The sequence below is a fragment of the Phnomibacter ginsenosidimutans genome (genome assembly GCF_009740285.1).
In the GTDB taxonomy this organism is placed as follows: Bacteria; Bacteroidota; Bacteroidia; order Chitinophagales; family Chitinophagaceae; genus Phnomibacter; species Phnomibacter ginsenosidimutans.
The window spans coordinates 382,322-399,700 of record NZ_CP046566.1 but is presented as its reverse complement, the minus strand read 5'-3'; the positions used below and the strand labels follow the sequence as shown (position 1 = coordinate 399,700).

Below are 17,379 nucleotides of genomic sequence, written 5' to 3'. Positions count from 1 at the left end.
CCCCTAAAACCATGATTTCAACTGCGTAGAAATACGCCTCTTCGAAAATCCTGAAAATGCCGACAGCCTCCCATAGCAGGAGGCTGTCGGCTATTGGTAGCTGTATACTTCAATTATGCAAAGGGCATTTTCACCACTTTGGCTTTGAGCAGCCGGCCACGAACATCTACAAAAATTTCGCTGTCGATGCTGTTGAGTCCGTTGGCTACATAACCCATGCCCACTGCTTTTCCGAGGCTGGGGGCCTGTGTACCACTGGTTACTACACCTATCACTTCGCCGGCGGCATTTTTAATATCATAACCGTGGCGGGGAATGCCTTTGTCTACCATTTCAAAACCCACCAGTTTGCGGCTTATCCCGTTTTGCTTTTGCAAGTGCAGGGCTTCGCTATTGGTAAATGACTTGGTGAACTTGGTAATCCAACCCAGGCCAGCTTCCAGCGGGCTGGTGGTATCGTCAATGTCATTGCCGTAGAGGCAATAGCCCATTTCCAAACGCAATGTATCACGGGCACCCAAGCCAATCGGCTTCAAGCCTTGTGGTGTACCAAGCTCAAAAATGGCATTCCAAATTTTCTCGGCATTGTCGTTGCTGTTGTCGAAATAAATTTCGATGCCACCGCTGCCCGTGTAGCCGGTAGCACTAATGAGCACATTTTCTACACCTGCAAATACACCCTTCGCAAATGTGTAGTACGTTAGGTTGCAAATATCGATTTCGGTAAGTGGCTGCAACATCTTGCAAGCATTAGGACCCTGAATGGCCAGCAAAGCAGTTTTATCGCTGATGTTGTGCATTTCTACACCCTTGGTATTAAAACTGCTGATCCAGTTCCAGTCTTTCTCAATATTGCTGGCATTTACCACCAGCATATAGGCTTTGTTTTCTTCGAGGCAATACACAATCAAATCGTCTACGATACCACCATCATGATTGGGGAGGCAGCTGTATTGTGCTTTGCCGGCAGTGAGTTTGCTGGCGTCGTTGCTGGTTACCCGCTGAATGAGGTCCAGCGCATCGGGTCCTTTCAAAATAAACTCACCCATGTGGCTTACATCAAACACTCCGGCATTACTGCGTACAGTTGCATGTTCATCGTTGATGCCACTGTAACTAATGGGCATATTGTATCCGGCAAACTCGGCCATTTTAGCACCGAGTGCTATGTGTAAATGTGTAAACGGAGTATTTTTCATAAGCTTATTGAATGAGGCGCAAATGTAAGCAAGCACAGCCGATGGACTGTACAAGAAAACGAACCCGACAGATAATGAAACCCTAACGATGGTATTGCTTACTGTGTACCAGCCTGCCATGCACATATTCTTGCAGCAGTTTCAGCTTACCGTTTTCTGTGTACACTTTCCAGGCACCATGCCGGTGGCCTTGCCAATAGTATCCACTGGCCGACAACTGGCCGTTTGCTGCATAGTATTGCCAGGGACCTTCTTTCAAACCTGTGTTGTATTGTCCTACAATTACTGGCTGGCCGTTGGCAAAATAATCTTCTACCACCCCATGTGGCAGCCCCGCAGAAAAAGGCAAATCTGGGGCTGTTTCTTCACCAGCCATGGCAGGCAAAACAGCATTGGCCCGTGTATGCCGGTGCAATTGCTCAGGATGTTTGAGCGACTGTACAGCCAAAGGCTGGAAAGTTAATTTGGGGTTTTGCTGGCGCAAAGCCAGTTGTATCATATCGTGTTTATTGGCATTGTAGATGCGTACACTGCGCAGTTGGCCATTGGCATGCCAAAGCTTCCACATGCCGTCGGGCTGATTGTGTTCCAAACGGCCGCTATCGCGGTGCTGGCCATTGCTGTACCAGCTTTGCCAGTTGCCATGCAAATGCTGCTGCCGCATGGTTACTGTTAGTGCTTTTTGCCCGTTGGCATACCAGCCGGTTACAATACTGGCATGCCTGCCAAAAGGTGCTTTTTGCCACCGCACCACTTGCTTCATCAGCGATGGCGGCCAATGTGCTTCGGCAGATTGCTGCAGCGATGCCGGCATGGTTACACTCAGGTGAGCCGCATCGGCATGTTGCTGTCCTGAGGCGTGTTGTATCAACACTTCCTGACTGAGCAATGAAGTAAACTGACCGGAAAACTGTTGGGCATTGGCCGAAGCCAAAACAGAGCATAGCCCTGCGCAAAGGAGTACTTGTTGTAGCATAGCAGGCAAGCTTTTCATAAATGTACAATAGCAGGCATCAAATTGTTGTGCAAAGGAAAAACAGATTTGACAGGGCTTCATCATCCAATTGTCAAACTGACCGGTTGGGATTCAATCTCAACGATTCTTTAACGGAATACGTAAGGCTTCAAAACTGGCAGAATCGCCATTGAACACATTAAAATCTACTTTGCCCCGTATGCCATTTACCCTGCCAGTTTCGCTGTGTTGCCAAAACTGCCACTCTCTGTCTACCCTTGGTTTATCACGGTTTTGGTAATGCGCTACCCACAATGGATAATCTGAAAACCGGTCGTGCAGGTATTGGTTATAAAAGGCAGCGTTGCTGTACAGCACCGGTTTAATACCATAGTGAGCCTCTACCAACTTCAGCCACACTTCTATCTCATTTAAAAATGCATCAATGTCGTTGCCCGTATAGGTTTCTACATCCAGCACGGGGGCCAAATCGCCGGGCAGTAAATCCACCTGTTGTATGTAATACAAGGCCTGCTCATGGCCGCCAGAGCTTTCTCTGAAAAAATGATACGCCCCCGAATCATGCGGTGCTCACGGGCTCGTTTCCAGTTGCGCATAAATTGCTCATCCAGCAGGTCGGCCCCTTCGGTAGCTTTGATGAAGGCAAATTGTAACCGCACATCATTGTCTTTCATTTTACTCACCAGCGACCAGTTTACCCGCTTTTGATACCGGCTTACGTCAATGCCATGAATGCTGTACTGATTGGGCAGCCAAATACCAAAATTGCTGTACAGCGTAAACGTATTGTCCGGGTCGTCTTCATGCTGCCAGCTGTTCCAGGCTTTGTTGAACTGCTGCCAAACAAACAGCCCCAGCAACACCCCAATAAATAAAAGGACGACGATGGAGAAACGAAAGAAAGCCCGGTTCGCTTTTTTGGCCATGTGTGCTGTTTGTGCAGCGAAATTAGCTGTCTGCATTACAGCAATTTTTTCGCAGTGGGTTTTACGCAAAATTTAGGGTTCGGCATTTGCGAATTGAGAAACCTTGCCACCCAAATGGCCAACTGACAGCACCCTACCGTATTTTGCAGGCGCATGTACATTCATTGGAACGATACGGTCAATCTTTTGTCGAAGCTCACCCTGCGCCGATTGTGGAATGCAGGCAAAGTATGGAGCAGCTATCAGCTCAGCAAGTGGCTGCGCAAACCTATCCAATGGGGGCTACCCGTTTCCATTTCCTTTGAACCTACTACCAGCTGCAACCTGCGTTGTCCCGAGTGCCCCAGTGGCCTGCGGGAGTTCTCCCGCCCCACCGGCATGCTTCAGCAAGATTTTTTCGCCAAACCATCGACGATATTGCCCCCGATTTGTTGTACCTCATTCTCTATTTTCAAGGTGAGCCGTACCTCAATCCGCAGTTTTTAGACATGGTAAAGTATGCCCACACTAAGGGCATTTACACCGCCACCAGCACCAACGCTCATTACCTGACCCATGAAAAAGCCCGCCAAACGGTAGAAAGCGGCCTCGACCGCCTCATCATCAGCATTGACGGCACCACACAAGACGTGTACCAAAGCTATCGGGTAGGTGGCAAGCTCGAAAAAGTGCTGGAAGGTGCCCGCAACATTGTATACTGGAAAAAAGCCCTCAACAGCAAGACGCCTTTTGTGTTTTTTCAGTTTTTGGTGGTAAAGCCCAACGAGCACCAAATTGCCGATATCAAAAAGCTGGCAAAAGATATTGGTGTGGATCAGGTACGGTTTAAAACTGCACAGGTGTACGATTACGAAACCGACCCCAACCAACTCATTCCCACTATTGACAAATACAGCCGCTACCGCAAAAACGGACAAGGCCAAATGGAAATTAAAAGTGGCCTGCAAAACCATTGCTGGCGCCTGTGGAGCGGCAATGTCATCACTTGGGATGGTTTGGTGGTACCCTGTTGCTTCGACAAAGATGCCATGCACCAACTGGGCAATTTACAACGCCAGTCTTTCCGCGAAGTGTGGCAAAATGATAACTACCAACAGTTTAGAAGAGAACTCATGACCAGCCGCAAAAACATCGACATCTGTGCCAATTGCAGCGAGGGTCTAAAAGTTTGGGAGAAATGATAAAATTTCATCGTTTAACCGTTGAAATTTTCAAAAATTGTTCAAACAATGATTGATTTGTTGAAAAATCACCAAATCATTGGATATAGTTTGGCATGCATGCAGAAATTCTGGAATGCTTTGTCTACCTTCGATACCTAAACGCCCCCTAACACCCCCTTTTTGTAACCCTTAAACAGTGACCTATGGGCATTGAGTACGCATTGCGTCAACAAACCTACAGGAATGATTGTCAGAAGGCTATGATGAACCTTATCCTTACCCATAACTGGGTGATGGAAAAGATGAAAGAGCACCTCGATCATTTTAATTTAACCAATCAGCAGTACAACATTTTGCGCATCCTTCGCACCGCAGAAGAGCCTCTCAGCACTATGCAAATCCGCGACAGAATGCTCGACAAAATGAGTGACACCAGCCGTATTGTAGACCGTCTGGTGCTGAAAGGTCTGGTACAGAAATCTGTATCGCTGCACGACAAACGCTTGGTAGATGTCGTAATTTCTGAAAAAGGCATGGAGCTTTTGGCTGAAATCGATAATCATGACCACAAGATGGATGGCATTCTTGGCAACCTCGACGAAGCAGAAATTGCTACGCTGAGCCAATTGCTGGATAAAGCCAGAGCCATTGAAGCACAACAGGAAGTTCCCTTTCTGAGAGCTGTAATGTAAGCAGCAAGACAAACTTTGTTAAGATCGAGGCTTCCCTCACAGGAAGCCTTTTTTGTATGCCTATATTCGCTGCCAATCGTAAACTGAACACCCACATGAAACTGTTTCGTTTTATTGCCAGCCTGATGCTGGTGAGCAGCATGTATACAGCTCAGGCACAACAACCCGAATTCAGGGCTGCATGGATAGCCACTGTAGAAAACATAGATTGGCCCAGCCGCAAGGGCTTGAGTACCGAAGAGCAAAAAAAGGAATTCATCAGCATTTTGGAGATGCACCGCCGCAATGGTATGAATGCGATTGTGATGCAAATCCGACCAGTAGCCGATGCCTTTTACCCCAACCCCTACGAGCCATGGAGTGAGTACCTCACCGGCAAGCAAGGGCAGGCACCATCACCCTATTACGATCCGCTGCAGTTTATGATTGAAGAAACCCACAAACGGGGCATGGAGTTTCATGCATGGCTCAACCCCTATCGTGCTGTGTTCAATATTGCCCGAAGCAGTGTGGCGTCAAACCATCCTACCAAAGTTCACCCGGAGTGGTTTGTAGATTATGGCGATGCGACCGTTGTAAAACGCTACTATAACCCCGGCCTGCCCGAGGTACAAAACTATCTGACCGATATCATTCGCGACTTGGTAAAACGCTACGATGTAGATGGTGTTCATTTCGACGATTACTTCTATCCTTACCGTATTCCCGGCAAAGAGTTTCCGGATGCGAAAACGTTTCAACAATATGGTAAAGGCATGACCAAAGACCAGTGGCGCCGCAGCAATGTAGACAGCATTATTGTGAAACTGCACAGGGTAATCCGGGAAGAAAAACCCTGGGTAAAATTTGGCATCAGTCCTTTTGGGGTGTGGCGCAACAAAAGCCAAGACCCCAACGGCAGCAATACGCAAGCCGGCCAAACCAACTACGATGATTTATATGCCGACATTTTACTTTGGCTGCGCAAAGGCTGGATTGATTATGTTGTACCTCAACTGTATTGGGAAATTGGTTTTGAAAAAGCAGACTATACTACCTTGATAGATTGGTGGAGTAAAAACAGTTTTGGCCGCCACTGCTATATTGGTTTGGCTCCTTACCGGGCCAATAGCAATACTGCCTGGAAAGACAAAACTCAATTGCCGCGGCAAATTCAGCTGTCCAGAACTACGCCCAATATTCAGGGTCAGGTATATTTTAGTAGCAAGAGCTTCAACAACAACCCCAACGGTTGGAATGATAGCCTGAGAAATAACTATTACAAGGTGCAGGTGCCTACACCACCCATGCCTTGGCTACCCAAAAAGCCTGCTGGTAAATAAGGTGGTACTTTAAGAGAATTCTGAGCATTATTATGCTATAGTTAAGGCCTAATTTTGCTGCTCGCAATTTTCCCGAAATGATTTGGGTTCTTGATTAAAGCATTCTTTTATAGCCAAGAAAAATTTGAATATATGCCTGGTTTTGAACTTTGGGGCGCCGAAGAACGCAAAGAAGTAAATGATGTACTGGAAACTGGTGTGCTGATGCGCTACGGCTTCGACGGACCCCGTAAAGGCATGTGGAAAGCAGTTGAACTGGAAACAGCCATTTGCCAGACTTTTGGTTGCAAGCATGCCCAGCTTACCAGCAGTGGTACCGCCGCTCTTACCACTGCCATGAGTGCTTTAGGCATTGGCTATGGCGACGAAGTGATTATGCCGAGCTTTACGTTTGTGGCCAGCTTTGAGGCTGTGCTGAGCGTTGGCGCCATTCCTGTTTTGGTTGATATTGATGAAAGCCTGACACTGGATCCGGCAGCGGTAAAAGCAGCCATTACGCCACGCACCAAATGCATCATGCCCGTGCACATGTGCGGCAGCATGGCCCACATGAGTGAACTCAAAGCCATCTGCAAAGCCAACAACCTGCTGCTGCTGGAAGACGCCTGCCAAAGTATTGGTGGCACGTACAAAGGTCAGGCATTGGGCACCATTGGCCATGCCGGCACGTTCAGCTTCGATTATGTAAAGACCATTACCTGCGGTGAAGGCGGTGTGGTAATGACTAACGATGAAGACATTTATGAAAAATGCGATGGCTATACCGACCATGGCCACGACCATAAAGGCGTAGACCGTGGTGCCGATTTGCATCCGTTTATCGGCTACAACTTCCGCATCAGCGAACTCAATGCTGCCGTGGGTTTGGCACAAATCCGCAAGCTCGACCAGATACTGGCCATACAGCGCCGCAACAATAAAACATTACGCAGCTATCTGGAACAGGTGCCGGGTATCAGCTTCCGAGTTGTGCCCGATCCTGAAGGTGACAATGCCTCATTCCTCAGCTGGTTTTTGCCCACTGCCGAGCAAACACAAGCGGTAGTAGATGAACTGAAAGCGCAAGGCATTTTGGCTGGCAATTTCTATTGGTTCAACAACAACTGGCACTACATCCGCAAGTGGGATCACCTGAAGTTTGCAGCCACGCTTAACAACATGAACCCAATGCAAAAAGAAGCGCTGGATAAGTTGGCTGAAACCAGTTTCCCTGTGAGTGATGGTATTATGAGCCGTTGCATCAGCACGGCCATCAGCCTGAGCTGGACAGAAGAACAACTGAAAGAAAAAGGCGAAAAAATGCTGGCAGCCATTAATAAAGCATTGCTGGTAAACGCATAAACCAATAACCGTACTTTTTAAAAAAGCCAACAAAATTTTGTTGGCTTTTTTTGTACCCAAAAATGCATTTGCAACACGGTTGCTAAAATATTTTAATTCGTTCTGGGGGAAGATATTGTGTTCAAGTATAATTTGAGGCCTTAACATTTCATTAATACTCCCCCAATGAAGAGAATTATCCCTGCCTGGGCCTTCTTGTTGCTGGCCCTTACTGCTTGCGAAAAATCAATTAAGGAAGAAGTGAATCAGGACGAAGATGTGGCCATGGCCACCGAACGTCGCTGTGATGCCGACCTCGTCCTGAACCAACAACTGGCCGAAGATCCCAGCCTGAGAGATAAAATGGCCAGCATCGAGAGCTTTACCAATGAATATGTAGCCAAGAAAAAAAGCGGCTTGGTGAAGCAGGCCACAGTTACCATTCCGGTAGTAGTTAATGTGCTGTATCGTACGGCTGCTGAAAACGTAAGTCTGGCACAAATTCAATCACAGATTGATGTGCTGAACCGCGACTTCAATGCAACCAATACAGATTTCAACAGCTATATCCCTGCTGAATATGCTGGCATTAAAGCCAATGTGGGTATCACTTTTACCCTGCAGGCTGTGGTGCGAAAAGCTACCAACAAAACCAGCTGGCGTACCAACGACGACATGAAGAAAAGCACCAAGGGTGGTATCAATCCTACCAAGCCCCAGCAATACCCTCAACATTTGGGTGTGCACTTTGTCGAACAGCATTTTGGGTTACGCTCAATTCCCCGGCGGGGCAGCTGCCACAGATGGTGTTGTTATCCTGAACAAAGCCTTTGGTACTACCGGCACAGCTGCCGCACCTTTCAACCTCGGCCGTACTGCTACGCATGAAGTAGGCCACTGGGCTAACCTGCGCCACATTTGGGGCGATGCTACCTGCGGCAACGACCAGGTGGGCGATACTCCTCCGCACAACACCGCCAACTACGGTTGCCCTGCACAAGGCCATAAGAGCACTTGTACCGGCACACCAAACGAGTTGTGGATGAACTACATGGACTACACCGACGACCGTTGTATGTACATGTTCAGTACTGGTCAAAAAGACCGCATGCTGGCAGTATTTGCCGCTGGTGGTCCACGTGCCGGATTCTCTCTTTAATCTCATCAGAAGATTCTATACTAACAACGTGAACTGTAAAAGCCCTGCCTTTTGGTGGGGCTTTTCTTTTACCCCAATTATAGCTGACGCAATACAGTCAACTGATTAATGGTACGGTCCAGATTGTGCAGCTCGTATTTCGTCTGATAATAAATATCGTTGTTGAGAAAGTCGGCGAGAAAACGCATGGCCTGCATGTACAACAGCATTTTGCCGCTGTAAGCCAAGGCTTCTTTTTCTTGAGCAGTCCACAGGGTATGAGTGGCGTCCATATAGCCTTCGGTAAGGGCTTGCAAAAATGATTGCCGCACTTCGATGTCTGCAAAGCGAACCTCATTTTCTTCATGACTGGGCACCATGCTGCGTATCATGTCGCCCAAATCGCTGAAGCATAAACCTGTTTGCGTTGTATCCAAATCAATGGGACACAATACACTTTGCGTTTTGTTATTGAATAAGATATTGCTGGGTTTGGCATCGTGATGCAAAATGCGCTGCGGAAAATACTGCGGATGCGCCGCCCAATATTTGTATCGCTTCAGCAGTTCATCGTAATTATCTAATTCGTTCAGGCATCTGGCCGCCAGCTTCAACCGCTCTGGTGTAGCACCGGCTTTTGCCTGTAGCAATTGTTCAGCTCTTAACGATACATCATGAAACCGTGGTAAAATAGTATGCAGTTTGGGAGAAGCTGCACTGAGAACACGAGTGTATTCGCCAAAACAATTTGCCGTAGTGTAAGCCAGCTCTTCGGAGATGGCTCCAGTTGGCGTGTAACTATCTTGCATGTATGTAAAACAACGCCACACTTCATTGCCATGCGTATGCATCAATTCATTTTGTGCAGTTGGTATCAATTCGGGCATGCGGTAATAGTGTTTCAATACAGCCCGCAGCTGTACAAAGTTTTGCTGCACCTGCTGCGGCTGTTGAAAAATGCGGGTATTGATTTGCTGCACTATAAACGCATCGCCACCGGCATCCGTCACTTTGTAGGTTTGATTAATCAGCCCCTGTGTAATTGGCGTTATTGCTGTTGGGCTTATGCCGAATGCCGTACAAATTGTTTTTACTTCTTGCATCGAAAGCTTGTTTAATCCGTTGAAACGGATATCATTTTTTTGCTTATTTAAAACCCACGGTTGAAACCGTGGGCTATAGAATCATCTCTTATAAATAATCTGATTCGGTGCTTTATTAATAACTATCGTCAATCGCAAACGTGTTCTTTCTGTTTTTCCATTTGCCATTGGTAAAGTCTGGAAAGTCAACTGTTTTGCCTTCGGCCACAGATATTTCTGACAGCGGCGTAATGGCACTCCATGCAGCAGCATCGTATACATCCTGCGGCGTAACGGTCTGTCGTTTTACACTTTCAATAAAGGCATGCACCACAAAGAAATCCATACCGCCGTGGCCTGCTCCTTGTGCATCATTACCGTACTTTTTCCAAAGCGGATGATCATATTTATCTAACCATTCTTTGGCGGCTTCCCACTGGTGTGGCTTGCTGATGCCTTCGATGTGTATGCTCTTGTTAATATCCATCCACAAGCCCTTGGTGCCCTGCACCCTGAAGCCGAGTGAATACGGACGTGGCAGATTGGTATCGTGTTGCAGCAAAATGGTTTCGCCATTGGCGCACCCAATTTGTGTTGTCACTACATCACCCAGTTTAAACTGCACTTTGGCATTCGGATGATCGGCGCCGCCTTTCTTCACCACATAGTCGTGCAGGCCACGGGCCTTGCTGGCAAACGAGCTTAGCTTTGTGAAGCGGTTGCCCCGGTTGATATCAATCATCATTGCTACAGGTCCAATGCCGTGTGTAGGATACAAATCGCCATTGCGGTCTACGCTGTGTTGTGTTCGCCATTTGGCTTCGCTGTAGCCTTTTTGGCCAAACTCGGCACCGCTATCATAAGGCGTTTTGCCATCGTTGAATTTCACACCACGCAGGTCGTGCTGGTAGCCGCCCTGCAGGTGAATGATTTCGCCAAACACACCCTGACGCACCATATTCATCACGGCCATTACATCGCGGCGGTAGCACACGTTCTCCAGTTGCATTACCTGTGCTTTGTGTTTTTCGCAGGCCTTCACCACATCCCAGTGGTCTTGCAGTGTAATGCCCAGCATTACTTCGGTACCCACGTATTTGATGCCTCTTTCCAAAGCATCAATAATCATGGGCTTGTGCCACTCCCAAGGAGTAGAAATGATGATGGCATCAATATCTTTTGCCTCCAGCAATTTGCGGTAGGCATGCACATCGCCTTTATAAATTTTGGGCTCGGGCTTGCCACTGTCTTTCACCATTTTCAGGCTGGTGGCCAGCATACCTTCATCAATATCACAAATAGAAACAACATGCACATCGGAGCGGCGCAGGGACAGGTCTAAATGGTTTTGACCGCGGAGGCCCACACCAATAAAACCGAGTCGCACCTTATCTATAGCAGGAGCTGCAAACAATGATTGAGGATGCAGCAAAATGCCTGCTGACAGCACAGCGGAAGATTGCAAAAAATGACGACGGGAAGATGACATAGCCAATTGTTTTATGCAGCAATGTAAGGCCAAATTAAATCCGTCATTTTTCAAAGAATTTCAAAATGAAGTGCCACAGCTATGCCAACTGAATAAGATTCGGCAGGTGATTCACCCTACATTTTGTACATCCATTGGCATGATTTTCCGTATTCTGGAAAACTAAGACCTGCTTATTATTTTTAATACGCTGAAAATCAATGATGTAAGGATTTGGCACAATTGCGGCATTGCTTGAGCAAACTCTTTTCGCTTATGCGTCGAATTGTATTACTCGTTTGCAGTGTTGTATTAGCCCAATGGGCATTGGCCACAGGTGAACCCTCCACTTATTTTCAAATTTTTGTACCACCAAACAATGATGCCGTTCGCAGAGATGCTGCGTTGATTATTACGGCCATTTACGATAGTACTTCGTTTGACATCATAGACGACGGTGCAGATGGCGATACCGATGACAGCAAAAAAGGCATGCTCATGGCAGGCCAAAGCTATGTGCTGTACATCCGCGACAATGGCATAAACGATGATGCCCGTTATGCTTCGGGTGGTGTATTAAAATGGGATGGTGATTACTACATTGTAAAATCAGATAAACTGTTGTTTGCATCGCAAAGTACCAACAGCGACTGGCAACACGATTGGGTACCAAGCACCGACAAAAAATCTATCGGCCAAAAATTCATTATTTACTCACCGGTATTTAGCAGCAAGCAAACGGGATGTAAACGTAATGGCCTATGAGAACAATACCACCGTTACATTTCAAAAGATTTCATTTCAACCCAAAACAAATACCGGATATACCGATGTAAAAATGGAAGAACCCACGACCATTTTTACCCGAAAAATAAATATTGGCGAAGACCTTATTTACAAAAATACCGATGGCCGCGATGTAATGGATGCCGGTGAAACTTACCTTTTACTAAGTGATAAACCAGTAACTGTACAGTACGGTGCACTGTTTGGCAACGAAAGAGATGGCGGCGGATATGTACCTTCTTCTAACGGCAGCAAGCAGTGGCGATCTGTTGTACTTCACAGTACCATATCAGGCAGCAGGTGAGCAGGAAATACGCATTGCGAGTTGGGATGATAAAAACGACATTAAACTGGAACGATACAGCAATGGCCAATGGATAGAATTGCGCAACTACAGCTTGAATAAAATGCAGGCCGCAGATTGGGTTGGCCGCAATTTTAGCAATGCTACTTTCAACACTGTATTTAGAATAACATGTACACCCGGCAAACGGGTAAGTGTGTTTGAAGGCAATTGGTTTGAAACAGGTTCACCCGGTACCAGCGATATGGGCACCATGGTAAGTGCCGAAAATGGAACCACATCAGGCACTCGTTTCCTCACCTATATGGCCCCTCCGGGAAATGAAGCCAATGTGATTAATCCTTTTACCGGAAAAGCCTTTGGACAACGACTTACACACTTGTACATCTTTGCCAAAGAAGGTGCCACAGTAACAGTAAAAGATGCTTATAGTAACGGAGCTGAATTGAAGCGCAGCTTTACCATTGGTGCAGAAAGGTATTACGACTTTTACCTGACAGAAACGGAATGGAAAAATATTTACAATGGTACAGCAACCAACGTGGGCCCGGAAAGACCGTACCTATTGGTGGAAACGGATAAACCAGTGGCGGTAATGAACACCAATTTTAATGACAACTGGATGTTGTATACAGGTAGTTCATTAACACAGGCTTTCACTCAAAACAGCGAAGTATCGCAAAGCACTGCTATACCAGCAGATACAGTAACAGTAACTAGCACCATTAATACTGGCAGTGGAGTAGATAAACCAACTATTGAAGTAATTGTACAAGATGGTTTGAAAGTAGTGGAGTCTACCATAACCAATCCGGATAGTACCATACACAAAGGCACTATAACTGAAGAAGCTACAAAACTGTGGTAAGCTTTAATGAAGTGGGTACACTCAAAGCAGATGAACAATACACAGTGACCACAAAAGTAACCGCAGAAGTAGGAGCCAATACAGGACAGGTATTGAGTGGCCCAACCAATAGTACAGTGGAAACAATTGTAACGGGCAATGTAAACGGCCAGATACAACAGTCTTCTACTACGGCTGTGGTAAATGTGAATCCATCCAACACAACCAAACTCATTTTTAGCAAGTATGCCGACAATCTGATCAACAAAGACAGTACCGACTCCTGGACAGCCAGTTGGGGCGATTTGAACAACGATGGATGGGATGATTTATTTGTAACCGATCGCAGATTGAATAAGCCCAACATTGCTTACCTCAACAACAAGCAGGGTGGATTTACAAAAATGACAAACAGTCAATTAGTAACAGACACAGGTGTAACTGTAAGTAATAGCCTGATAGATATCGACAACGATGGCGATATTGATGTGCTGGCTGTAAACAATACCCGCCACAGCAATTATTTTTATACAAACGTAGATGGCGTATTCATTCGAAATAAAGCCGTGAGCTTTGCAGAAACTATTTCTTACTATCATGGTGCTGCCTTTGCCGACTATGATAATGATGGCAACAACGATTTATTTCTGTGCAACTTCTTTCCCACCAAATACAACGAACTGCACCGCAACTTTGGTAGCAATACCTTCAAAAAAGAAATAGCAGACGTTATACCTACAGAAGCCAACCAAAGTGTGGGACCAACCTGGGCCGATTATGATAATGATGGTTTTCAAGACCTGTTTGTACCCAATGGTGCAGGCAATAAAAACTCCCTGTTTCACAATGAAGGCAACGGCACATTTACCAAAGAACAAAACGCAATAACGGCTGAAGGCGGACAAAGCGTAGGTAGTGCGTGGGGCGACTACGACAATGATGGCGACCTCGATTTGATAGTGACCAACTCTAACAAAACAGGCAACTTTTTGTACAGAAACGAAGGTGCAGGTGTGTTTACCAAAATTACCAATAGCCCTGTAGCTACAGACAAAGGCGCATCGCATGGTTGCAGCTGGGCCGATATAGATAACGATGGTGATTTGGATTTGTACATCAGCAACGATAAGTCATACAAATTTTTATACATCAATGATGGCAAGGGTGGCTTTACAAGAAAAAATGACGAACTAGTAAGCTACGATTTTGGCAACTCATTTGGCCACGTGTGGGCAGACTACGATCATGATGGTGACCTCGATATGTTTGTGGCAACACACAGCAATCAACCCAATGTTCTTTTTTATAACAATGGCAATAGTAACAATTGGATTAGCATCAAACTCACCGGAGTAAATGCCAACAGAAATGCCATAGGTGCACGTATTTATGTAGACACTGAAAATGGCATGCAAATGCGTGAAGTAAATGCACAGAGTGGTTTCGGCGGGCAGAGCAGCCTCACCCAACATATTGGCTTAGGCAATGCAAGTGCTATTCGCAGCATTACCATTGTATGGCCAGGCGGCCATCGAGAAGAAATTACAAACGTGGGCATTAATCAACTGCTCAGCATTACAGAAGGCACAACAATAGCCATAAAAGCAGCCGTATTTTTTGATGCCAATGGCAACTGCCAAAAAGATGCAAATGAAGAATTGATGCCCCGTGCTGCAGCAACAGTGTTGCGTAGAACCGCAATGGCTGGCAACACACCAAACGCTGGTGAAAAGTTTATATCCAATGATGAAGGCTGGATAAAAATGAACCTGCCCGCTGGCAATTACAGCATGCAGTTATTGAATGAAAAACAAGTAACCGCTGGCAACTGTGGCCCATTAGAAATAAACATTGCAACAAATACCACAGATACAATTTGGCTGCCGGCGCAACCCACTTGTAGTGGCAGCAATGCCAGCTTGCTCATGGGCAGCACTGCCATTCGCAAGGGCATGACCAATAATCAAATGACACTGGTAGCAACCAACAAAGGACGCAGTACTGCAACCCGACTAATCATTAACTGGAAGGTGCCCGCTACCATTATACCCGGCACATTCAACACTACTCCTTTCAACGTGATAGCAAGCACTGAAAATGGTGTAGCCATGAAAACGTATCAGTGGGAAGTAACACAGCTGCAACCGTTTCGTTCCAACACTATACAATTCATGCACAGTAATAGTAGTACGGTACAAATAGGTAATGAAATACCTATGATGGCCTGGCTGGATGGCAACCAAAGCAACTGCAGTATCGGTGCAGATACTTTACGCCAAACATACAAAGTAGTAGGTGCCATTGACCCGAACGATATACAAGTAGCACCAAGAGGCTACGGAAAAGAAGGACTCATACATCCTACTCAGGAGCTTACATACACCATCCGTTTTGAAAATGTGGGTAATCATCCGGCAAGTGATGTGGTAATAACTGATGAGCTGCCGGCTGGCATAGATATGAGCACGTTGAATATTGTGAGCAGTAGCCACGAGATGAGCAGCATGCAGGTAAACAATCAAAAAGTGACTTTCAGTTTTGAAAATATTTTCCTGCCGGATAGCGCCTCGAGTAAAGAAGGCAGCCAGGGCTATATTATGTTCACTGTAAAACCTGTAACAGGCATAGCCGCAGGTACCAAGCTGCGCAATAAGGCTAGCATACAGTTCGATCATTATGAAGCTATAACTACGAACGAAGTACTGAACACTATTCAAAGTGCTGCACAGGAACAAGAAGAAATAACTGTAGAAACCTGGCCTAATCCTGCCATGGATGTAGTGTACATCAACCTGAAACATAAGAAAGGAAAGTACACCCGAAAATCAATTCGCAGGGTTGAATTTGTAGACATGAACGGCAGAATTATTTTCTCTAAAATGTTTGGCCCGAACGATGAACAGCGCATCAATATTCCGGAAACACTGAACGGATTTTATATGCTGAAGATTACAGATAGCGATGGCAAAATGTACACCCACAAAATATTTGTCCGCAAAACGATGTAATAAGTAACAATCAGAGCAACAAGGCCCTGTTCTTAGCCAGAACGGGGCCTTGTTGTTGTTACATATTGCATGCCCATTATCTTCGCCGCATTATGCAGCCAACTGATCAAATACATATACACCAGGCCATTGTGCACAAAGTGGGCAACATGGCCCGGGGCGAAAAACTCACCCTCAGCGAAAACAAACTCACCCTCAACGATGAGCTGGTACGCCAGCTATTGGTGAAATATTTTTTGCAACACTTTAATGAGCATGAGCAATACAAGTTTACGCACCACAGCAGCCTTGGCCTCAATGAAGTGTACACCTACTGTAAGCATATTTTCAATGATCAAAATACTTTTGTAGCAGAAAGCCGCCACATAGCCCAGCTGCTGTATCAGGTGAGTACGCATGCCCGTATAAAAGAAGGTGAATTATATGTGGTACATCTGCAACGCCTTCCATTTGAGCAAGAAGAAGTGGATGCACTGATACTGGTAAAAAGTGAAAGCAGGAACACTTTTTTGAAGCTGCTGCAACATGGCAAAAACCTGGAGATTGTGGCTGAAGAAGGATTGAACATGCAAAAGCCCGATAAAGCGTGTTTGATTTTTAAAACGGCAGAAGCAGACGGCTATCGTGTTTGCATTATTGATAACACCAACAAGCAACAAGATGCTCAATATTGGCTCACCGATTTTTTGCAGCTGACACCAGTGGCCGACAACTACCACCATACCAACGAAGTGCTAAGCATGTGTAAGCAGTTTGTAACTGAAGCGCTGCCCGCACAGTTCGACATTACCAAAGGTCAACAGATAGACATCATGCACCGCAGCCTCGATTACTTTAAAGAAAACGAGCACTTCGACATGCAGCAGTTTACGCAAGAAGTGATAGCAGTGCCGGAAATGGTGGATCAGTTTCAGGAGTTTAAAGACAACTACGAAAAAGCCCGCCATGTACAATTTGAAGATGAGTTTGACATACACCTGGCGGCTGTAAAAAAACAAAGTAAAGTATTCAAGAGTGTGCTGAAGCTCGACAAGAACTTTCACATTTACATACATGGCCGCCGCGACCTGATAGAACGTGGCTACGATGAAACAACAGGCAAGCACTACTACAAAGTGTACTTTGATGAAGAAGCATAAATACAAAGT

The 17,379-nt window shown here is 46.0% G+C and carries 16 protein-coding genes and 1 pseudogene; 12 read left to right on the top strand and 5 right to left on the bottom strand.

What is annotated here, in order from left to right; genetic code table 11:
- Positions 1-113 precede the first annotated feature (113 nt).
- The 3 genes and pseudogenes from gcvT to GLV81_RS01625 form a co-directional block, all read right to left on the bottom strand.
- Positions 114-1,199 (bottom strand): glycine cleavage system aminomethyltransferase GcvT, encoded by a 1,086-nt coding sequence (gene gcvT / locus GLV81_RS01635; RefSeq protein WP_157476257.1) that lies wholly within the window; start codon positions 1,197-1,199, stop codon positions 114-116.
- Between the two features lie 82 nt (positions 1,200-1,281).
- On the bottom strand, positions 1,282-2,175 hold the full coding sequence (locus GLV81_RS01630) for a toxin-antitoxin system YwqK family antitoxin (RefSeq protein ID WP_197428841.1): 894 nt from the start codon (positions 2,173-2,175) through the stop codon (positions 1,282-1,284).
- Positions 2,176-2,292: 117 nt separating this feature from the next.
- Positions 2,293-2,849: pseudogene (locus GLV81_RS01625) on the bottom strand (glycoside hydrolase family 25 protein).
- Positions 2,850-3,254: 405 nt separating this feature from the next.
- Here GLV81_RS01625 and GLV81_RS19780 point away from each other — a divergent pair.
- The 7 genes from GLV81_RS19780 to GLV81_RS19110 all read left to right on the top strand — a co-directional run bounded on the left by GLV81_RS19780 (position 3,255) and on the right by GLV81_RS19110 (position 8,757).
- A complete protein-coding gene (locus tag GLV81_RS19780) occupies positions 3,255-3,587 on the top strand; it encodes a hypothetical protein (RefSeq protein WP_246186177.1) in 333 nt (110 codons plus the stop codon).
- A complete protein-coding gene (locus GLV81_RS01615) occupies positions 3,530-4,282 on the top strand; it encodes a radical SAM/SPASM domain-containing protein (protein ID WP_246186176.1) in 753 nt (250 codons plus the stop codon). Before GLV81_RS19780 ends, GLV81_RS01615 begins: the two co-directional genes overlap by 58 nt.
- 185 nt (positions 4,283-4,467) lie before the next feature.
- A complete protein-coding gene (locus GLV81_RS01610; RefSeq protein WP_157476249.1) occupies positions 4,468-4,956 on the top strand; it encodes a MarR family winged helix-turn-helix transcriptional regulator in 489 nt (162 codons plus the stop codon).
- Between the two features lie 95 nt (positions 4,957-5,051).
- Positions 5,052-6,278 (top strand): glycoside hydrolase family 10-like protein, encoded by a 1,227-nt coding sequence (locus tag GLV81_RS01605; RefSeq protein WP_157476247.1) that lies wholly within the window; start codon positions 5,052-5,054, stop codon positions 6,276-6,278.
- 132 nt (positions 6,279-6,410) lie between these two features.
- The gene (locus GLV81_RS01600; protein WP_157476245.1) at positions 6,411-7,619 is read left to right on the top strand and encodes a DegT/DnrJ/EryC1/StrS family aminotransferase; all 1,209 of its coding nucleotides are present in this window, start codon (positions 6,411-6,413) and stop codon (positions 7,617-7,619) included.
- 165 nt (positions 7,620-7,784) lie between these two features.
- Positions 7,785-8,486: a hypothetical protein gene (locus tag GLV81_RS19775; RefSeq protein ID WP_246186175.1), complete on the top strand. Its 702-nt coding sequence runs from the start codon at positions 7,785-7,787 to the stop codon at positions 8,484-8,486.
- Positions 8,413-8,757, top strand: a complete 345-nt coding sequence (locus GLV81_RS19110; RefSeq protein ID WP_246186411.1) for a M43 family zinc metalloprotease — start codon at positions 8,413-8,415, stop codon at positions 8,755-8,757. Before GLV81_RS19775 ends, GLV81_RS19110 begins: the two co-directional genes overlap by 74 nt.
- Before the next feature lie 77 nt (positions 8,758-8,834).
- On the opposite strand, the gene GLV81_RS01590 is transcribed toward GLV81_RS19110, so the two are convergent.
- On the bottom strand, positions 8,835-9,839 hold the full coding sequence (locus GLV81_RS01590) for a phosphotransferase enzyme family protein (RefSeq protein WP_157476243.1): 1,005 nt from the start codon (positions 9,837-9,839) through the stop codon (positions 8,835-8,837).
- Positions 9,840-9,954: 115 nt separating this feature from the next.
- Positions 9,955-11,307 (bottom strand): Gfo/Idh/MocA family protein, encoded by a 1,353-nt coding sequence (locus tag GLV81_RS01585; RefSeq protein WP_157476241.1) that lies wholly within the window; start codon positions 11,305-11,307, stop codon positions 9,955-9,957.
- Between the two features lie 255 nt (positions 11,308-11,562).
- Between GLV81_RS01585 and GLV81_RS01580 the strand changes: the two genes are divergently transcribed.
- The 5 genes from GLV81_RS01580 to GLV81_RS01560 all read left to right on the top strand — a co-directional run bounded on the left by GLV81_RS01580 (position 11,563) and on the right by GLV81_RS01560 (position 17,370).
- Complete coding sequence (locus GLV81_RS01580) at positions 11,563-12,051, top strand: hypothetical protein (RefSeq protein ID WP_157476239.1); 489 nt, start codon at positions 11,563-11,565, stop codon at positions 12,049-12,051.
- The gene (locus tag GLV81_RS01575) at positions 12,041-12,376 is read left to right on the top strand and encodes a hypothetical protein (RefSeq protein ID WP_157476237.1); all 336 of its coding nucleotides are present in this window, start codon (positions 12,041-12,043) and stop codon (positions 12,374-12,376) included. The genes GLV81_RS01580 and GLV81_RS01575 overlap by 11 nt, the downstream gene beginning before the upstream one ends.
- On the top strand, positions 12,303-13,244 hold the full coding sequence (locus tag GLV81_RS01570) for a hypothetical protein (RefSeq protein WP_197428839.1): 942 nt from the start codon (positions 12,303-12,305) through the stop codon (positions 13,242-13,244). The genes GLV81_RS01575 and GLV81_RS01570 overlap by 74 nt, the downstream gene beginning before the upstream one ends.
- Positions 13,238-16,231, top strand: coding sequence for an FG-GAP-like repeat-containing protein (locus GLV81_RS01565; RefSeq protein ID WP_157476233.1), 2,994 nt, complete (start codon positions 13,238-13,240; stop codon positions 16,229-16,231). Before GLV81_RS01570 ends, GLV81_RS01565 begins: the two co-directional genes overlap by 7 nt.
- A gap of 92 nt (positions 16,232-16,323) precedes the next feature.
- Positions 16,324-17,370 (top strand): nucleoid-associated protein, encoded by a 1,047-nt coding sequence (locus GLV81_RS01560; RefSeq protein ID WP_157476231.1) that lies wholly within the window; start codon positions 16,324-16,326, stop codon positions 17,368-17,370.
- Positions 17,371-17,379: the final 9 nt, after the last annotated feature.

What these genes read in the sequence shown, in the direction of transcription:
- GLV81_RS01570 (WP_197428839.1), top strand. Translation starts at nt 12,303, where the DNA reads ATGTACCTTCTTCTAACGGCAGCAAGCAGTGGCGATCTGTTGTACTTC.
- GLV81_RS19775 (WP_246186175.1), top strand. Translation starts at nt 7,785, where the DNA reads ATGAAGAGAATTATCCCTGCCTGGGCCTTCTTGTTGCTGGCCCTTACT.
- GLV81_RS01575 (WP_157476237.1), top strand. Translation starts at nt 12,041, where the DNA reads ATGGCCTATGAGAACAATACCACCGTTACATTTCAAAAGATTTCATTT.
- GLV81_RS01605 (WP_157476247.1), top strand. Translation starts at nt 5,052, where the DNA reads ATGAAACTGTTTCGTTTTATTGCCAGCCTGATGCTGGTGAGCAGCATG.
- gcvT (WP_157476257.1), bottom strand. Translation starts at nt 1,199, where the DNA reads ATGAAAAATACTCCGTTTACACATTTACACATAGCACTCGGTGCTAAA.
- GLV81_RS01630 (WP_197428841.1), bottom strand. Translation starts at nt 2,175, where the DNA reads ATGCTACAACAAGTACTCCTTTGCGCAGGGCTATGCTCTGTTTTGGCT.
- GLV81_RS01580 (WP_157476239.1), top strand. Translation starts at nt 11,563, where the DNA reads ATGCGTCGAATTGTATTACTCGTTTGCAGTGTTGTATTAGCCCAATGG.
- GLV81_RS19780 (WP_246186177.1), top strand. Translation starts at nt 3,255, where the DNA reads ATGTACATTCATTGGAACGATACGGTCAATCTTTTGTCGAAGCTCACC.
- GLV81_RS01610 (WP_157476249.1), top strand. Translation starts at nt 4,468, where the DNA reads ATGGGCATTGAGTACGCATTGCGTCAACAAACCTACAGGAATGATTGT.
- GLV81_RS01585 (WP_157476241.1), bottom strand. Translation starts at nt 11,307, where the DNA reads ATGTCATCTTCCCGTCGTCATTTTTTGCAATCTTCCGCTGTGCTGTCA.
- GLV81_RS01590 (WP_157476243.1), bottom strand. Translation starts at nt 9,839, where the DNA reads ATGCAAGAAGTAAAAACAATTTGTACGGCATTCGGCATAAGCCCAACA.
- GLV81_RS01600 (WP_157476245.1), top strand. Translation starts at nt 6,411, where the DNA reads ATGCCTGGTTTTGAACTTTGGGGCGCCGAAGAACGCAAAGAAGTAAAT.
- GLV81_RS01560 (WP_157476231.1), top strand. Translation starts at nt 16,324, where the DNA reads ATGCAGCCAACTGATCAAATACATATACACCAGGCCATTGTGCACAAA.